At 36.6% G+C, this 17,381-nt stretch carries 13 protein-coding genes; all 13 read right to left on the bottom strand.

The features are described from left to right. Positions 1–81 precede the first annotated feature (81 nt). A complete protein-coding gene (gene sigE / locus ACUN28_RS09655; RefSeq protein WP_000976948.1) occupies positions 82–801 on the bottom strand; it encodes an RNA polymerase sporulation sigma factor SigE in 720 nt (239 codons plus the stop codon). 19 nt (positions 802–820) lie between these two features. Further along, on the bottom strand, positions 821–1,738 hold the full coding sequence (gene spoIIGA, locus ACUN28_RS09650; RefSeq protein ID WP_016086558.1) for a sigma-E processing peptidase SpoIIGA: 918 nt from the start codon (positions 1,736–1,738) through the stop codon (positions 821–823). Positions 1,739–2,074: 336 nt separating this feature from the next. Further along, complete coding sequence (gene ftsZ, locus ACUN28_RS09645; protein ID WP_000888984.1) at positions 2,075–3,229, bottom strand: cell division protein FtsZ; 1,155 nt, start codon at positions 3,227–3,229, stop codon at positions 2,075–2,077. Between the two features lie 39 nt (positions 3,230–3,268). After that, a complete protein-coding gene (gene ftsA, locus ACUN28_RS09640) occupies positions 3,269–4,576 on the bottom strand; it encodes a cell division protein FtsA (protein ID WP_016086557.1) in 1,308 nt (435 codons plus the stop codon). A 400-nt stretch (positions 4,577–4,976) separates the two neighbouring features. Further along, the gene (gene divIB, locus ACUN28_RS09635; protein ID WP_016086556.1) at positions 4,977–5,747 is read right to left on the bottom strand and encodes a cell division protein DivIB; all 771 of its coding nucleotides are present in this window, start codon (positions 5,745–5,747) and stop codon (positions 4,977–4,979) included. A gap of 98 nt (positions 5,748–5,845) precedes the next feature. Next, positions 5,846–6,751, bottom strand: coding sequence for a UDP-N-acetylmuramate dehydrogenase (gene murB, locus ACUN28_RS09630; RefSeq protein ID WP_016086555.1), 906 nt, complete (start codon positions 6,749–6,751; stop codon positions 5,846–5,848). Between the two features lie 61 nt (positions 6,752–6,812). Further along, on the bottom strand, positions 6,813–7,907 hold the full coding sequence (gene murG / locus ACUN28_RS09625; RefSeq protein WP_016086554.1) for an undecaprenyldiphospho-muramoylpentapeptide beta-N-acetylglucosaminyltransferase: 1,095 nt from the start codon (positions 7,905–7,907) through the stop codon (positions 6,813–6,815). Between the two features lie 104 nt (positions 7,908–8,011). Next, positions 8,012–9,103, bottom strand: coding sequence for a stage V sporulation protein E (gene spoVE, locus ACUN28_RS09620; protein ID WP_000753516.1), 1,092 nt, complete (start codon positions 9,101–9,103; stop codon positions 8,012–8,014). 90 nt (positions 9,104–9,193) lie between these two features. Continuing rightward, a complete protein-coding gene (murD, locus tag ACUN28_RS09615; RefSeq protein ID WP_016086553.1) occupies positions 9,194–10,546 on the bottom strand; it encodes a UDP-N-acetylmuramoyl-L-alanine--D-glutamate ligase in 1,353 nt (450 codons plus the stop codon). Then, complete coding sequence (gene mraY / locus ACUN28_RS09610; protein ID WP_000893058.1) at positions 10,547–11,521, bottom strand: phospho-N-acetylmuramoyl-pentapeptide-transferase; 975 nt, start codon at positions 11,519–11,521, stop codon at positions 10,547–10,549. A gap of 22 nt (positions 11,522–11,543) precedes the next feature. Next, positions 11,544–13,019 carry a UDP-N-acetylmuramoyl-L-alanyl-D-glutamate--2,6-diaminopimelate ligase gene (murE, locus tag ACUN28_RS09605; RefSeq protein WP_016086552.1) on the bottom strand — a complete coding sequence of 492 codons (1,476 nt, stop codon included), beginning with the start codon at positions 13,017–13,019 and terminating at the stop codon, positions 11,544–11,546. 207 nt (positions 13,020–13,226) lie between these two features. Further along, complete coding sequence (locus ACUN28_RS09600; protein ID WP_016086551.1) at positions 13,227–15,143, bottom strand: stage V sporulation protein D; 1,917 nt, start codon at positions 15,141–15,143, stop codon at positions 13,227–13,229. Between the two features lie 81 nt (positions 15,144–15,224). Then, positions 15,225–17,375, bottom strand: coding sequence for a penicillin-binding protein (locus tag ACUN28_RS09595; RefSeq protein WP_080117880.1), 2,151 nt, complete (start codon positions 17,373–17,375; stop codon positions 15,225–15,227). Between the last annotated feature and the right edge of the window lie 6 nt (positions 17,376–17,381).

Below are 17,381 nucleotides of genomic sequence, written 5' to 3'. Positions count from 1 at the left end.
TCTTCATTTTTCATTTTCGTTGTCTCTCTTCATACAACGAAAGAGAATAAGACCAGCCTAGATAACGGCTGGTCTTATTCTTTACACCATTTTATTAAATTCTTTTCGTAATCTTTTTATGATTCTTTTTTCTAAACGCGAAATGTATGACTGTGAAATCCCAAGCATATCCGCCACATCTTTTTGCGTCTTTTCCTCTCCTCCAGCAAGCCCAAACCGAAGTTCCATAATTTGTTTTTCACGATCATTTAATTGATGCAATGCTTTCATTAGAAGATGACGATCTACAGTAGCTTCTAAATCTTTTGTAATAATATCATCGTCTGTACCTAATACATCTGATAACAAAAGTTCATTCCCATCCCAATCGATGTTAAGTGGTTCATCAAAAGAAACTTCTGAACGATTTTTATTATTCCGGCGCAAATGCATTAAAATTTCATTTTCTATACAACGTGAGGCATATGTTGCTAATTTTATTTTCTTTTCTGGATTAAATGTATTCACTGCTTTAATAAGGCCGATTGTTCCTATACTAATCAAATCTTCAATATTTATCCCGGTATTTTCAAACTTTCTTGCTATATATACAACTAGCCGTAAATTGCGTTCAATCAGCAACGATCTTGCCGCCTGATCTCCTTTTGGCAATTTATTCAAAAGAACTTCCTCTTCTTCTTTCGTTAACGGCGGTGGCAACGCTTCACTTCCACCAATGTAATAAATTTCGTCGGTCTTAATTCCTAATTTCAGCAATACTTTATACCAAAGGTATACTAAATAAAATTTTAATTTCATCATATTATCCCGCCTCCCATTATTAAGCAATTACCATTTTTTGCGAAATTAACATTTTCGGATGCACAATACATTGATACTCTCCATTGGTTGACAACTGTTGTGTATTTAATCCAATCAATACCTTGCTGACTACAATAGAACTACCTTCATGATAAATTTGCACACCGTCTGGCTTAATTGCCCATAAAAATTGATTCTCTACTCCTACTGCTCGAAAAGGAATTAAGCGTAATTTTGTCGCCCACCCAGAATCATTTTCTGGTATTTGAGGAATCTCTGTTTTGGAATAAATTTGTTCTGTTAACCAAGCTGGCAAGCAATGTTCTAATGATGAGATATGCATAATCATAACGGGTGTTTTTGTTAACGGGTCGTAAAGTTGGTTCCCACTATCAATTAAACCTGCGAGTTCTAGTTCCTCTTCAGCTAATTGAATTTTCAATTTCACAATTTGATCATAGTGTATTTTTGTAACCTCTACACTTTCAATACGCTTTTTAGAAAAATAATAGATTACTGGAAAACCAAAAACAACAAACAACCAGCTAATTGGGTCACCGTAAGAAATTGATTGAGATTGAACCAATCCATTTACCATTTCATTCGTTTGCAAAAAGAAATGAGTGCCAATTAACCCTCCACCAACCATAAAGGTTACAAAGTAAAAAGTAAAAACAGTTTGTGCATAATTTCTAAACGTTGTAAATCCAAATGCCGTATACACAATAAGTAACGAGTACAGTAGTTTCATAACCGGATGTGTCATCATAGAAGCAAAAGGAGTAAAGGCAAAAATAACAATGGTTGAACCTATAAATGCCCCTAATACAAGCCTCCATCTTTTGATCTTCTTTTTTAACACGGTGGCTGTTAATAAAAGTAAAAGAAAATCAATGCAGGCGTTTAACAACCAAACAACGTCGGCGTAAACAACCAAACAATTCACCTCTTTTTTTAAGTTGAGACTAGTATAATGCATATCCAATAGGAAAGTGTGTCAATTTGCGGAGGTGTTTTTTTGTTATTTTGTGCTTTCTAGACATAATCTGTCGGTAAAAAATAAAAGTATATGTTTCATAGAATACTATACTTTTTTACTTACATATAAAGTGAAACTTTAATCAGCGTGGGGGGTGTTCATCTCCATCGATTATCAGCCCTCACCAATTGGGCTTTTGCGGGATAAATTAAAATATATAAAATAAAAAAAGACCTGCTTAGCAGATCTTTTCCCTGTATAAAACAAAAAAGGAGCATGAAAGCTCCTTTTCTTTTATCGTCTACGACGATTACGTAAAAATGCTGGAATATCGATATCATCTGAATCTGAATGACGCTCATGTACAACCGGCTCTTCACGCTTCATTTCACGTTTTACTTCACGTTGTTTTGAAGGTTGAGCTACTGGCTGTTGCTGTTGTTGCGTGTGATTCGCATTCGGACGGATAATTGGTTTTGGTGGTTGAGTTGCAATGCTATCATCAAAACCAGTTGCAATTACAGTTACAACGATATCATCTTTTAATCCTTCATTAATAACAGAACCGAAGATCATATTTACTTCTGGATCTGAAGCTGAAGCTACAATGTCTGCCGCTTCTTGTACTTCATATAAGCTTAAGTTAGCTCCACCCGTAATGTTCATGATAACACCTTGAGCTCCATCGATAGATGTTTCTAATAATGGACTAGAAATCGCTTTTTTCGCAGCTTCAGCAGCACGATTTTCTCCATTACCAGAACCAATACCCATTAAAGCAGAACCTCTATTAGACATAATTGTTTTTACGTCTGCGAAGTCTAAGTTAATTAAACCTGGTGTTGCAATTAAATCAGAAATACCTTGAACACCTTGGCGTAATACGTTATCTGCTTCACGGAATGCTTCTAACATCGGCGTATTTTTATCAACAATCTCTAATAAGCGATCGTTTGGAATTACAATAAGTGTATCTACATTTTCTTTAAATGCCGCAATACCAGATGCTGCTTGTGTTGCACGCTTACGTCCTTCAAATGTAAATGGACGTGTTACAACACCAACTGTTAATGCACCTAATTCTTTTGCAACTTGAGCAACAACTGGAGCTGCACCAGTTCCAGTTCCGCCGCCCATACCAGCAGTTACGAAGACCATATCTGCACCACGAAGTGCTTCTTGGATCTGTTCTTTACTTTCTTCTGCAGCTTTTTTCCCTACTTCAGGGTTTGCACCTGCACCAAGTCCACGTGTTAATTTTCCACCAATTTGCATTTTTGTTTCAGCTTTTGATAGATTTAATGCTTGTGCATCAGTATTCACAGCGATAAAGTCTACACCTTGTACACCGTGTTCAATCATACGGTTTACAGCATTGTTTCCGCCACCGCCGACACCGATAACTTTTATATTCGCTAATTGATCTTGAGTAGTATCAAACTCTAACATGTCGAAATCCCCCTAGAACCTCATTTTTCGTGTCCAATTTTAATCCCATAAATAACGGAATACACGTTTTACTTTTGACATCATACGGTCATCATTTTGATTATTATTGTTTTGATTACGAGTTTTTTGTTTCGCAGGTTGCTGTTGTACCGGCGTTGTTGCTGGTGCTGGTACTGGTTCAAAATGCTCTTGCTTTTCCTGCACATTTTTCCCACGTAATTTAGCTTTTTGATAAGAATGTTTAATTAATCCCACTCCACTTGTATATTGGGGCTCACGCACACCAATATAATCAGGAGTTGCTATACGAACATTTTCATGTAAAATATCATATGCAAGATCAAGAACACCTGGCATAGAAGCAATTCCACCAGTTAGCACATAACCAGAAGCTACTTGCTTTACTCCTAACTTACGCACTTCATCTTGAACAAACATTAAAATTTCCTCTACACGAGCCTCTATTATATCCGATAATTCCAACTGAGAATATTGTTCTGTTTGATCGCTTCCCATAATAGGAACCGTAAACATCTCTTCTTCAGATGCTGTATCATAAAAAGCATGTCCATATTTCAACTTAATTTGATCTGCATTTTCTGTTGAAGTTTTCAACCCAATCGCAATATCCTTCGTTATATGGTCTCCACCTAATGGTAATACGCTCGTCGCTTGTAACTCTCCATCTTTAAAAATAGATAAAGTTGTAGATCCTCCCCCCATATCAACAAGGGCTACTCCTCTATTTTTTTCATCTGAAGATATAGCAACTGTTGCAGCCGCTAAAGGTTGAAGACAAATATCAACAATTTCAAGACCTGCTTTTTCTACACAACGAAGTAGGTTATGTAGTAAAGTTCTCGAGCCTGTAATAAGTGTACCTTCCATTTCTAACCTTACACCGATCATCCCGCGTGGATCGTTAATCTCGTCAAGACCGTCTACAATGAACTGTCGAGGTACCACATCAATAAACTCACGTTCTGGAGCAATTGACACAACTTGTGCTGCATCTAGAACGCGTAAGACATCTTCATTCCCGATTTCACGATCTTCATTTGAAACAGCGACTACTCCGTGACAAGGAAGTAGTTGTACCTGGTTTGCATTGACACCTACTACAACTTGCTCAATGTGGATTCCCACCATGCGCTCAGCTTGTTCAATTGCTTTTTTAATTGATCGAACAGTCTCGTCTATATCAACTATCGATCCCTTCTTTAAACCATTTGATTTTACATTTCCAACACCAATAATGTTTAAGCTGTCATTAACCATTTCGCCAATGATGACTTTAACATTGGATGTACCGATGTCAAGACTAACATATATTTCATTGCTGTTCATTCTTTGGCACCTCCTTCTTTATTTATACCATACAACTCAATATATGGAACAACAATCGCAACTTTACTATTTATAAGAAAAATATTCAACGTCTTTATACGTTTCCCTTTTTTAACCCTATATTTTTCTTATTTTTATTTAACATTCATTTAAGAATATCGCAGTAAACTGTGAATAACTGCTTATCTTGAAATAATTCCATTTCAAGTGTAAAGATTACCGCCAAGTATAAGTCTACACTAAGATGTACTCATAGAAAAGTGAAACTTGTACCAATCCTAGTATGAATCTAAGAATTTTTACATCTTTTTCATCAAATGAACCATTCTTGTAAATTCAGATGCATTAAGCAGAACGTTCGTTTCGTTTTTTCTACAGTAACGTAGTGAAAACTATCACTCTATTCTTTTTTTTCTTCCGCTCCTAATTCTTTCGTATATGCCCCTACTTCTAAGTCAATTAATACCTTTTTACCCGGCTCAATTGTTTTTAGGATAAGTGGATAAGCTTCCATACGCTTTGCGAAATTTTGAATCGTAGTGCTCACTTCATACCCTTCATTCATATATAAAGTAAGATGGTCTTCATTCGCATTCGTCGGTGAATAACGAATTTCAGAAATAGATCTTAAAATTGTTGGTGTTAATTTTTCAAGCTCAGCAATTAACTCCTTCATCTTCTCCTCTTTAAAAGGTTCAAAAATTGGCGCTGCAACAGGAAGTTTTCCGTTCGGGAGTACATCAAGTGTTTTCCCGTTCTCTAATAGCGGTTGTAATTTCCCATCTTTGTTTATATAACCAATCGTTACATATTCTTCAATATGAACATCAATTTTATTTGGAAAACGTTTTTTTACATTTACTGCTTTAATTTCTTTTCGTTTCGTTAGGTTTTCTTCTGCTTTATGTGCTGTCACTCGGAAATAACTTGTATCATACGTCACACCTGATTCCTTCATCACTTGCTCATCTGTCATATAATGATTTCCAAACACACTTATCTTTTTAATATTGCTAAGCGGAGACCGAAAATAAATTAAAAAGAGCACTAATAAAAATAAAATTGATATGTATAAAATCAACCGATGATTAACATTTTTTTTGTTTTTTTTCTGCTGATTTTTTAACTTTGGTACACGATCCTGTAGTTTAATCACTTTACTATTTTTCATGTACGATCCCCCTACGTAACATAAAGAACGGCATGTTCCTCATGCCGTTCTTATCTTCTTATTATAACATAAATGATAATGAGCGGAACGAATAACCGTTATCTTCCAATGATTTCTACTTCTGTATGCATTTCTACGCTAAATTTATCCTTGATTGTTTGTTTTATTACTGCAATTAAAGATAAGACATCTTGCGCGCTGGCTCCCCCAGTATTAATAATAAAATTCCCATGCATTTCAGAAATTTGAGCTCCACCTATTTGATAACCACGAAGCCCCGCCTTTTCTATTAAATCTCCTGCAAAGTATGGAGTTGGATTCCGAAATACACTTCCTGCACAAGGATGATTCCATGGCTGTGTTTCACGGCGGTAATCTTTATTCTTTTGCATGACACTTACGATTCCCTCACGCTCTCCTATCTGTAATTGAAACTCAGCTTCCAAAACAATACCAGGACGTTTCGTTTGTAATACAGATGTACGATAGGAAAACTCCATTTCTCCATGCGTTAACCAGTCAATTGTTCCGTTTTCAAACAAAATCAGAGCTCTTGATAATATGTTTGATATATCCGATTTATGTGCTCCTGCATTCATATACACTGCACCACCAACACTTCCTGGAATACCACTTGCAAATTCCAGACCAGCTAACCCTTGACGACTAAGTAAAGTTGACAATTTAATAAGGGGATACCCACCACCAACTCTTACTCTATGTTTTTCGACTTCTAAATGGTCTAATCCTTCTCCTAAACGAATAACGACACCTTCTATACCTAGATCAGATACAAGAAGGTTCGAACCACGACCAATTACAGTCCACTTTGTTTTATATTTTTTTACTAACTGCAACGTTTTTTCAATACCGGCAACATGCTTTGGCACAATTAAAATATCAGCTGGTCCACCTATTTTCATAGTGGTATAACGCGCTAACGGTTCATTCACTAACACGCGACCAACATTTGCTTCTATAAGCTCATTTACTAATTGCTCCATAAACAATCTCCCCCATACTAAGTATCCTTATTACAGTAGTATGCAGGGCGTTCACCTAACGTTATTTTTTTACAAGCTTATTCATTACTTCATACAGCTTATTTGCTGCATCTGGAATACCTAATTGTGTAGCAGCTAGCTTCATATTTTGTAATGTTTGTGCATCTAATAAAATCTCATCAATATCACGAATAAGCGTTTCAGCTGTTAAATCTTTTTCAAGCAACATTTTTGCTGCTCCTTTATCGACAACAGAACGTGCATTTTTTTCCTGATGGTTATTTGTTACATACGGACTCGGAATTAACACACTTGGCTTTCCTAATGCCGTTAATTCTGCAAGTGTTGTTGCCCCCGCTCTTGAAACAACAAGATCTACCCCTGTAAGTACCTCTGGCATATTATGAATGAAAGGTTTAATAATAACATTATTCGGATTCCCTTTTTGCTTCACTGCTTCCATTACTTTGTCATAATGAACTTCACCTGTTACATACAATATTTCGTAACTTTTATTTCCAAACTGTTCAATTGCTTCTACGAAAGCATCGTTAATCGGTCTAGCCCCACGGCTTCCACCAAAAATAAGTACGGATTTTTTAGGAAGAGATAAACCTACTGAACGTTTCCCTTTCATTCCATTCTGATCCATTACTTCTGATGCTCGTGGATTTCCTGTCATGACAACTTTTGACTGCGGAAAATGTTCTGCAGCCGCTTCAAAACAAACCGCAACTTTATCAACATAGCGGCTTAAAAATTTATTCGTTACACCAGGTACACTATTTTGTTCATGTACAATAGTTGGAATACCTAATTTCGCCGCAGCATATACAACTGGTCCGCATACATATCCACCCGTTCCAATTACAATATCTGGATTAAAACGACGGATATATCGTTTACTATCTTGTACACCTTTTAGGAAACGCATCACCGTTTTCACGTTATCTAACGATATTTTACGCTTAAATCCACTTATAACAATAGATTGAAACGGTATACCTGCTTTTGGAACGATTGTGCTCTCTAATCCATTCTCCGTACCAATATATAAAAACCTTGCTTCCGGATTTAACTTTTTTATTTCTCTTATTAAAGCAAGAGCCGGATAAATATGACCTCCAGTGCCCCCACCACTTACTAATACTCGCACTACTAACTCCTCCGCTTCTCTGTTCTTATTTCAGTCGTATTTATTTCTATATACATAATGTTTCTTCGCACACATACGAAAAACCCTGTCTTATAAAACAGGGTTTAGTAGCGAGAATGGCGACTTATATTTAATAATACACCTACTGCCATTAACATTAATGTCAAACTTGATCCACCATAACTTAAAAACGGCAAAGTAATACCCGTAACAGGCATCAATCCTGTTACAACACCAACATTAATCATTACTTGAATCGCAATCATCGCCACAATACCTACTGCTAAAAACGTACCATATAAATCAGGCGCTCCTAAAGCTATACGAATCCCACGCCATAATAATAGACTAAATAATAATAACACAAATGAACCACCAATAAAACCTAATTCCTCAGATAAGATTGCAAATATAAAGTCTGTTTGTGGTTCAGGTAAATAAAGAAACTTTTGTCTACTTTGTCCAAGTCCGAGCCCGAATAATCCACCTGGTCCAATTGCGAGTAACGATTGAATAATTTGAAATCCACTTCCAAGCGGATCTGACCACGGATCTAAATATGATGTAATACGTTTCATTCGATACGGTGCTGATGCAATCAGCCCTACAAATCCTGCTACACCAAGCAAACCAAACATTGCAAAGTGAAAGACCCTTGCTCCCGAGATAAATATCATAATAATACATGTCCCAACCATTACCGTTCCTGTGCCAAGATCTGGCTGTAACATAATCATCCCAAAAGCAAGGAATACAAAACTAAGAGCTGGTAGTAAACCACGTTTAAAAGAGGTAATTAATTTTTGTCGTTCCGCTAAAAATTTTGCTAAGAAAATAATCATCGCAAACTTCATAAATTCTGACGGTTGAATGGAAAATGCCCCGATTCCAATCCAACTTCGCGCTCCTCCTCGAACAAGCCCTACCCCAGGAATAAGAACAAGAATAAGAAGAATGAAACAAACTAGCAAAATTACTTTTGAATACGTACGCCACACCCAATAATCAATTTTCATAATTAAAAACATAGCCACTACACCAATACTTGCAAATAGCAATTGCCTTTTTGCAAAAAAGAATGAGTCCCCCATTTTATAAGAGGCCCAAACCGCACTCGCACTATACACCATAACCATTCCGATTGTTAACAACGCAAGTGTAACGATGATGAGAATAAAATCAGGCGTTTTCTTCATTACCCATAAACACCACCTCTTTAGGCAGAAACTTTTGCCCTATGTAACAAAACATCAGTAGGTGTTAGCCTACTGATGTTTTGATTTACTTTATATAAGTTTATGCACAGCTTGTATAAAAATGTCTCCTCTTTCTTCAAATGTTTTAAATTGATCCCAGCTTGCACATGCTGGAGAAAGAAGAATTACATCGCCATCTGTAGAATGAGCATAAGCTTTCACTACCGCTTCATCTAAAGTATCGACACTTTCAATTGTATCTAATCCCGCTTTTTCTGCAGCTCTTACTAATTTTGGAGCTGTTTGTCCAAATGTCACAATTGCTTTTACATTTTTGAAATACGGAATTAAATCATCGAATTCATTTCCACGATCAAGCCCACCTGCTAATAACACAATCGGTTGTGTAAACGCAGATAAAGCTTTCTCAGTCGCTAACATATTCGTTGCTTTTGAGTCATTATAAACCTTACGATTGTTAATAGTTGTTACATATTCTAACCGATGTTTTACACCTGTAAAACGTTTTAACACCGCCGTAATCGCTTCATTAGAAACACCCAATAATTTTGCGATACTCATCGCTGCTAAAATATTTTCTAAATTATGCTGACCAGGTAAAACGATATCGTCTACTTCAACAACTTTTTCACCTTTAAAATAAAGAGCATTCTCTTTTATACACGCACCATCTTCAATTTCTTTCGTTGTCGAGAATAGTACCTTTTGACCTTTACTATAAGCAGATAGAGCCATCACATCTGCATCATCTGCATTTATTACACTATAATCATTTTCTGTTTGGTTTTTAAAAATATTTGCTTTTGCTAAACCATATTCTTTCTTCGTCCCGTGATAATCTAAGTGTGCCTCAAATAAATTTAAAAACGCAGCAATTTTAGGTTGGAACAATTCTACTCCCATCAGTTGGAACGATGAAAGTTCTGTAACTACAACTTCATTTTCTTTTGCATCCTGTGCTACTTCACACGCTACAGTTCCTATGTTTCCTGCAATTACAGGATGCTTTTGTCCTTCTTTTAGCATTTCAAATGCAAGCATTGTCGTCGTCGTTTTCCCGTTAGACCCCGTAATCCCAACAAATGGCGCTTCTGAAATACGATATGCTAATTCAACTTCCGTAACAATTGGAATTTGCTTTTCTTTCGCAGCAATTAATATTGGATTAGAATACGGGATTCCTGGATTCTTTACAACAAGAGAAATATTTCTCTCTAACAATTCTAAAGGATGACCACCGCATACAACGTCCATTCCTTTTGCTTGTAATTCTGCAGCAAGTACATTATCCGCTAAAGGCTTTCCGTCATTTACAATAACATTTGCCCCTAATTTTTGTAACAGCGTAGCTGCTGCATAACCACTTTTTGCAATGCCTAATACAAGAATATTTTTATTTTGAAATTCAGTTACAGTTTTCAATTACATCCACACCCCGATATAAATTCCTAACACAGCTAATAAAAATCCTACAGACCAAAACGTCACAACAACACGCCACTCTGACCAACCACATAATTCGTAATGATGGTGTAATGGACTCATTTTGAAGACACGTTTTCCTGTTGTTTTAAACGAAATGACCTGAATAATAACAGATAAAGTTTCCATTACGAATACGCCACCAATGATTACAAGTAGCAATTCTTGTTTTAATAAAATCGCTACAGCTGCAATGGCTCCACCTAAAGCTAAAGAACCTGTATCTCCCATAAACACTTTCGCTGGATTCGCATTGAATACTAAAAATCCAAGTACTGCTCCTACAACTGCCATACAGAATATCGCTACTCCAAATTGCTCTTGTGCTACTGCAATAATACTAAACGCTCCAAATGCAATAGCAGCTGTTCCTGATAATAAACCATCTAAACCGTCAGTTAAGTTAACTGCATTTGATCCACCAATAAGCATAAATAGTACAAGTACAAAATAAGCCCAACCTAATTCAAACTTAACATCTGTTCCCGGAATCATGATGTATGTGTGGAACGCTTGCCCTTTTCCAATTAAAAAGAACGCAATAGCAATAACAAGCTGACCTACTAATTTTTGTTTTGATGTTAAACCAAGATTTCTCTTCTTAACTACCTTTATGTAGTCATCTAAAAATCCAATCAATCCGTAACCAAACGTCACTAATAATAATAATGAAACCTCTGCACCTAAATGATTAAACTTAATCGCCATAATAAGTGAAGTTACCATCATAGATACATATATGACAATACCACCCATTGTCGGTGTCCCTGATTTTTTTTGATGTGACTTTGGTCCCTCATCACGAATACTCTGTCCGAACTTTAATTTCCTTAAAAATGGAATAAACAACGGCGAAAGGGCAACAGAAATTAAGAATGCTACCCCAGCCGTTACTAATAAACCTTGCTCAAGCACATGTAGTCCTCCTCTCATGTTGTTACTCTTCGTTGTTTAAACGCTCTGTAATTGCCTCTTTAGCGACTTCACGATCGTCAAAATGATGAACGTCTTTACCAATAATTTGATACGTTTCATGACCCTTACCAGCAATAATGATTATATCTTCAGCTTTCGCGTTAGCAATTGCATGGTTTATCGCTTCTTTTCTATCAATAATTACTTCATAATTATTCCCATTTGCACCCTGTACCATATCATCTAAAATAGCCCCTGGCTCTTCACTTCTTGGATTATCCGAAGTGTAAATTGCATGAGTTGCATATTTAGTTGCAACACTTGCCATGATTGGTCTCTTTGTTCGATCTCTATCTCCGCCACAACCGACGATACAATATACATCGCCTTTTGCAAACTGTTTTGCTGTTTTTAATACATTCTCTAAGCTATCTGGTGTATGTGCATAATCAACAATAACTGTATAATTTTGTCCACCATCAACCACTTCAAAGCGTCCTGGAACTCCAGCTAGTTGCTTTATTACATCAATAACCGTTTCTAAACTTACACCAGAAACAAGTCCTGCCGCTGTTGCCGCTAGTACGTTATATACATTAAATTTACCTATCAATTTCATCGTAACATTTACACTTTCATACGGTGTTACAAGCGTAAATGTAGTTCCACCACTCGTCATAACGATATCTTTAGCCATAATATCACTTTCTGTATCAATTCCATACGTTACAACAGTTGCTGCAGTACTTCTCATATATTCCGCTGTTACAGCATCATCGTTATTCAGTACCGCGTATTTTTCACGATTATGATTATAACTATTGCCAAGTTGTGCAAATAGCAACCCTTTTGCATGTTTATATTCTTCCATCGTTTTATGATAGTCTAAATGGTCTTGTGTTAAATTTGTAAACACTGCTACATCGTAATCACATCCGTGTACACGACCAAGATCTAAAGCATGTGACGAAACTTCCATTACTGTACTATCTACACCGTGCTCAACCATTTTTGAAAATGTCTGTTGAAGTGTTAGTGCATCTGGTGTTGTATTTTTCACCTCAAATGTTTCATCACCGATTTTCATATTAATCGTTCCAATTAGCCCCGTTTTATGACCATGTGCGCGCATAATCTCATCCATAATATGCGATGTTGTTGTCTTTCCATTTGTACCTGTAATTCCAATTAAATGTAACTTGTGTGTTGGTTGACCATAAAAATAATCAGCTAAAACCGCTAACGAACGAAAAGTATTTTTCACAAGTACAACTGGAACGTCAACATCAATTGGTCTTTCCGCAACAATAGCAGCCGCTCCTTGTGCCGCTGCTTGCTTAGCAAAATCATGGCTATCAACCGTATATCCTTTCATACATACAAATAAGCTTCCCTCTTTCACTTTACGTGAATCAGCTTCTATAGATGTGATTTCTGGATTTTCTTTTGGAACAACTGGAAAATCATGCAAACATGATAAAAGTGTATGCAACTTCATTTCACTAAACCCTCTCTACATTGTGTATTTATCTCTTTTTTAATAAGCAACACGTTACCTCCTAAATATGTAAAATAGGAGGTAAGTGCTACGGTGTCTAATAAATAGACTTATTTATAATTAGGGCTCTTACAGCCTCAAATTAAGTAACTCTTCTATAAAGAACTCACTTCCACCAATTGTACCATAAAACGTACTAGGTTACCTTTAATTCCCGAAGTAAATTCTAATTTTTGAGCCTTCTTTCACTTTAGCTCCTGCTTCTGGGGATTGTTTAATTACTTTCTCCCCGTCTCCACTTATATCAAGCTTCAAATCGACGAGTTGTGTCTGTAAGTCTTTCTTTTTCATACCAATTAAATTCGGAACTTCCACCGTTGGTGTATCGCCCCATTTATATTCTCTCTCAACTTGTTCTTTTCTCGGTTTCACTCCCATAACAGGAAGTGCATCCCGAAGAATATTCCCAACAATTGGAGCTGCTACTACTCCACCAAATTGCGTTACACCTTTCGGATTATCAACAGCAACATAGACAACAATCTCCGGATCATCCGCTGGAGCAAAACCGATAAAAGATACTATATAATTATTCTCTAAATATTTACCATCTTTCACCTTTTGAGCCGTACCTGTTTTTCCACCTACACGATACCCATCAATGAAAGCACCTTTACCAGATCCCTTTGCTACAACATTCTCTAATGCATACCGAACTTTTTCTGAAGTTTCCTTGGAAATAACTTTTCTTTTTTTCACAGGTGTCTTTTTACTTACAACTTGATTATTTTTCGGATCAATAAATTCCTTAGCTATATACGGTTGATACAATGTCCCACCATTTACAGCCGCTGCTACTGCTGCTACTTGTTGAATTGGTGTTACAGAAACTCCTTGACCAAATGAAGTAGTTGCTTGCTCGACTGGACCAACTTTATCTAAATTAAATAAAATCCCACTACCTTCACCTTGCAAATCAATTCCGGTTTTCTGTCCAAAGCCGAAATTACGAATGTATTTAAACAATCGGTCTTTACCAAGACGATCACCAAGTTCAATAAATCCTGGGTTACATGAGTTTTGAACTACTTCTAAAAACGTTTGGCTACCATGGCCTCCTGCTTTCCAGCATTTCAATCTCGCTCCACCCACTTCAGCTGCTCCATCATCATAAAACGTATCTTTCTCTAAGTCTACTAAATTTTCATTTAAAGCTGCCGCTAACGTAATGATCTTAAATGTTGAACCAGGCTCATACGTACTCCATACTGGTAAATTTCTATTATACACTTCTGGAGATACACTTTGAAAATCTGCTGGATCAAAACTCGGCCGACTCGACATACCTAAAATTTCACCATTTTTCGGATTCATTGCAATCGCAATCATACCATCTGGATTATATGTCGACTCTGCAATATTCATTTCTCTTTCCATAATTCTATTAATACGCGCATCAATTGTTAAGCCTAAATTCAAACCAGCTTCTGGTTTTTTGAAATCATCGCCAACATTAGGCATCCTTTGTCCTTTTGCATCTGCAAAAAAACGCACATGACCTTCATCACCATTTAGCTCTTTATCATAATATTTTTCAAGCCCCATAAGACCTTGGTTATCACTACCTGCAAACCCTAATACGTGTGATAAAAAGTTACCAAATGGATAGTACCGGATAGAGTCCTCTGCGATATAAACACCTTTCAAACTTAATCCTCGTACCTCTTTCGCTTTATCATGTGATATTTTTCTTCCGCCTTTATCTAACCTTACAATCGATTCTTTTTTTGTAATTCTCTTATAAATCTCATCTTTTTCCACACCTAATACTGCAGCTAACTTCTCTGCAGTCTCTGCTGGTTTTTCAATTTGCCTCGGTACAACAAAGACAGTTGGGGCACTTTTATTCGTAGCAAGTTCCACACCATTTCGGTCTAAAATCTTCCCACGTTCAGGTTCAAAAGTAATATTACGACTCCACGAATCCTTCGCACGATCCGTTAACATATTCCCAAGAAAAAATTGTACATATCCAAGACGAATATCGATGATAGTGAAAATAAGTATACCTGATATGAGTATAAAAATAAGTCGTTTTCTAACTGTTACATTTGATACACGCATATTGGAACAAGCCTCCCTTACGCCTAGCTTGTTCCAATATATGCTTGTACTTATTTAATTAGAACTTCTTCTCTTTTACCATTACTGTTTTTCTGCTTCTTGTTGTGGTTCAAGTGGCGGTACAAGTGTTACACCTAACTCTGTGCCAGGTTGCAACAATGTTCCTTCTGCCACACTTTGTTCAGTTACGTATCCGGTACCAGTAGGTTTTAGGTTAAGCTTTAATGTTTTCGCTAAATTCATAACATCACGCAGTGCCCAACCTTGTATATTTGGCATTGTAGGTTTATCTCCTACTAAGAAGACTCGGTCACCCTTCAATGTTTGCTCAGTCGCTTTCGGCACTTGTTGCTGTACTTTCCCTTCACCTAATACAATTGGACGAAGTTTTGCTTTATCAATTGCTTTTTTCGCTTCTTCCATCGTTTTTCCGGTTACTTCTGGAACAGCAGTTTGCTGCTCTTTCACATATTTCTTCGGATCTTTCACTTCATTCGGCTTAATCTTTAAATACTCTAAACTATTTTTGGTTACATATTTAAAAATATCAGCTAAAGGCTGTGCACCATTCTCATCATCTTTCAATTTCGGCTGTTTAACAGCTACATACACAACAAGTTGCGGATCGTCCATAGGTGCCATCCCTAAGAATGAGAATATATAATTCTCTCTTCCCGTCATATATCCACCTTTTCCATCCGGAATTTGCGCTGTTCCTGTTTTACCACCAACTGAATATCCATCGACTTTATAAGCAGTTCCTGTTCCTTTCGGAGATGTAACAACGCGTTCTAATAACTGTCTTACTTGCGCTGCTGTTTCTTTTGTAACAGGTTTTCCCACTTCCTCTGGCTTATGTTCTAATTTTACTTCCCCTGTTATTGGATCTACAATTTTATCAATTGTATATGGCTTCATCATTTTCCCATCATTTGCAATAGCAGTTGCAGCTTGCACAAGCTGAATTGGTGTTACAGTAGAACCTTGTCCAAAAGCTGTTGTTACTTGCTGTATTTGCTGATCGAATACAATGGTATTTGAACCTTCACCAGGTAAATCAATATTCGTTTTTTCATCTAATCCAAAGCTATGAATATATTTTCGGAAACGTTCTGGACCAAGTTTTTGATCCCCTAAAATTGCAAACGCTACGTTGGAAGAACGCTCTACCCCTTCATCAAACGTGATAGATCCCCATCCAGCACCACCGTTATGGTCTTTTATTTTCCGGTTTCCGACTTGATATGTACCAGACTGATAATAATCTTGTCCCTTGTACACACCTTCATTAATGGCTGCTGCTAGTGTGAAAATTTTCATTGTTGATCCAGGTTCAAATGCATTTGAAATAGCATCATTGAAAAAATATTTAATTTGACGATCATTTGGATCATAACTAGGTTTACTAGACATCGCTAATATTTTCCCTGTTTTCGGATCCGCAACAATCCCTATTAAACTTTCTGGTTCATAATGTTTACTCGCTTCTTTCATTGCATCTTCTAAATAACTTTGAATACGTTGATCTATCGTTAAATAAGCGTTATCTCCATTTTTAGGTGCCTTTACGTTCACTTTTCCACCATCTAGAGATACACCCTTACGATCCCCTGTATAAGCTACTTTCCCGTTAGAAGCACTTAAATATTTATCCAAACTTTGTTCTAAGCCAAATTGACCTACCGAGGTTCCCTTTTCATTCGGCTTCGCATGACCTATAACGTAAGATGCAAAATCACCGTTTGGATACACTCTTGCATTTTCAGTAATAAAAGATATTCCCGGTAATTTCAATGCTTCTATTTGTTCTTTCTGTTCTTTCGTCAAATCTTTACCTAGTGTTCCAAATTCGACTTGATTTTTATCTTTTTTATTTAACGTGGCTAAAATCTTCTCTTCGTCTTTTCCGAGTACTCCCGCAATTTTCTTTGCAGTATCCTCTTTATTTTCAACATGATTCGCACCTTTTAATTCCGCTACAAGTTTATAAGAGTTTGCATCTTGCGCTAATACATGACCATTTTGATCATAAATCGTCCCGCGATTTGCTTCCAGAACTCCTGTTTTACTATGTTTCTGCTGCGCAAGTTTATCCAAATCCTGATTATGCACTGTTCCTGTCGCTTGTATGTAAAAAAATCGGGCTAATAACAGCAAAAAGAGCAGGAGGAATAAAATCATAAAATACCCTGCTCCCTTATTGGTATGAAATTTAGTCATATTTCTCTTCATTTTCCC

It is taken from the genome of Bacillus sp. WC2507, from assembly GCF_052656125.1.
This window is presented reverse-complemented; position numbering and strand designations above follow the sequence as displayed.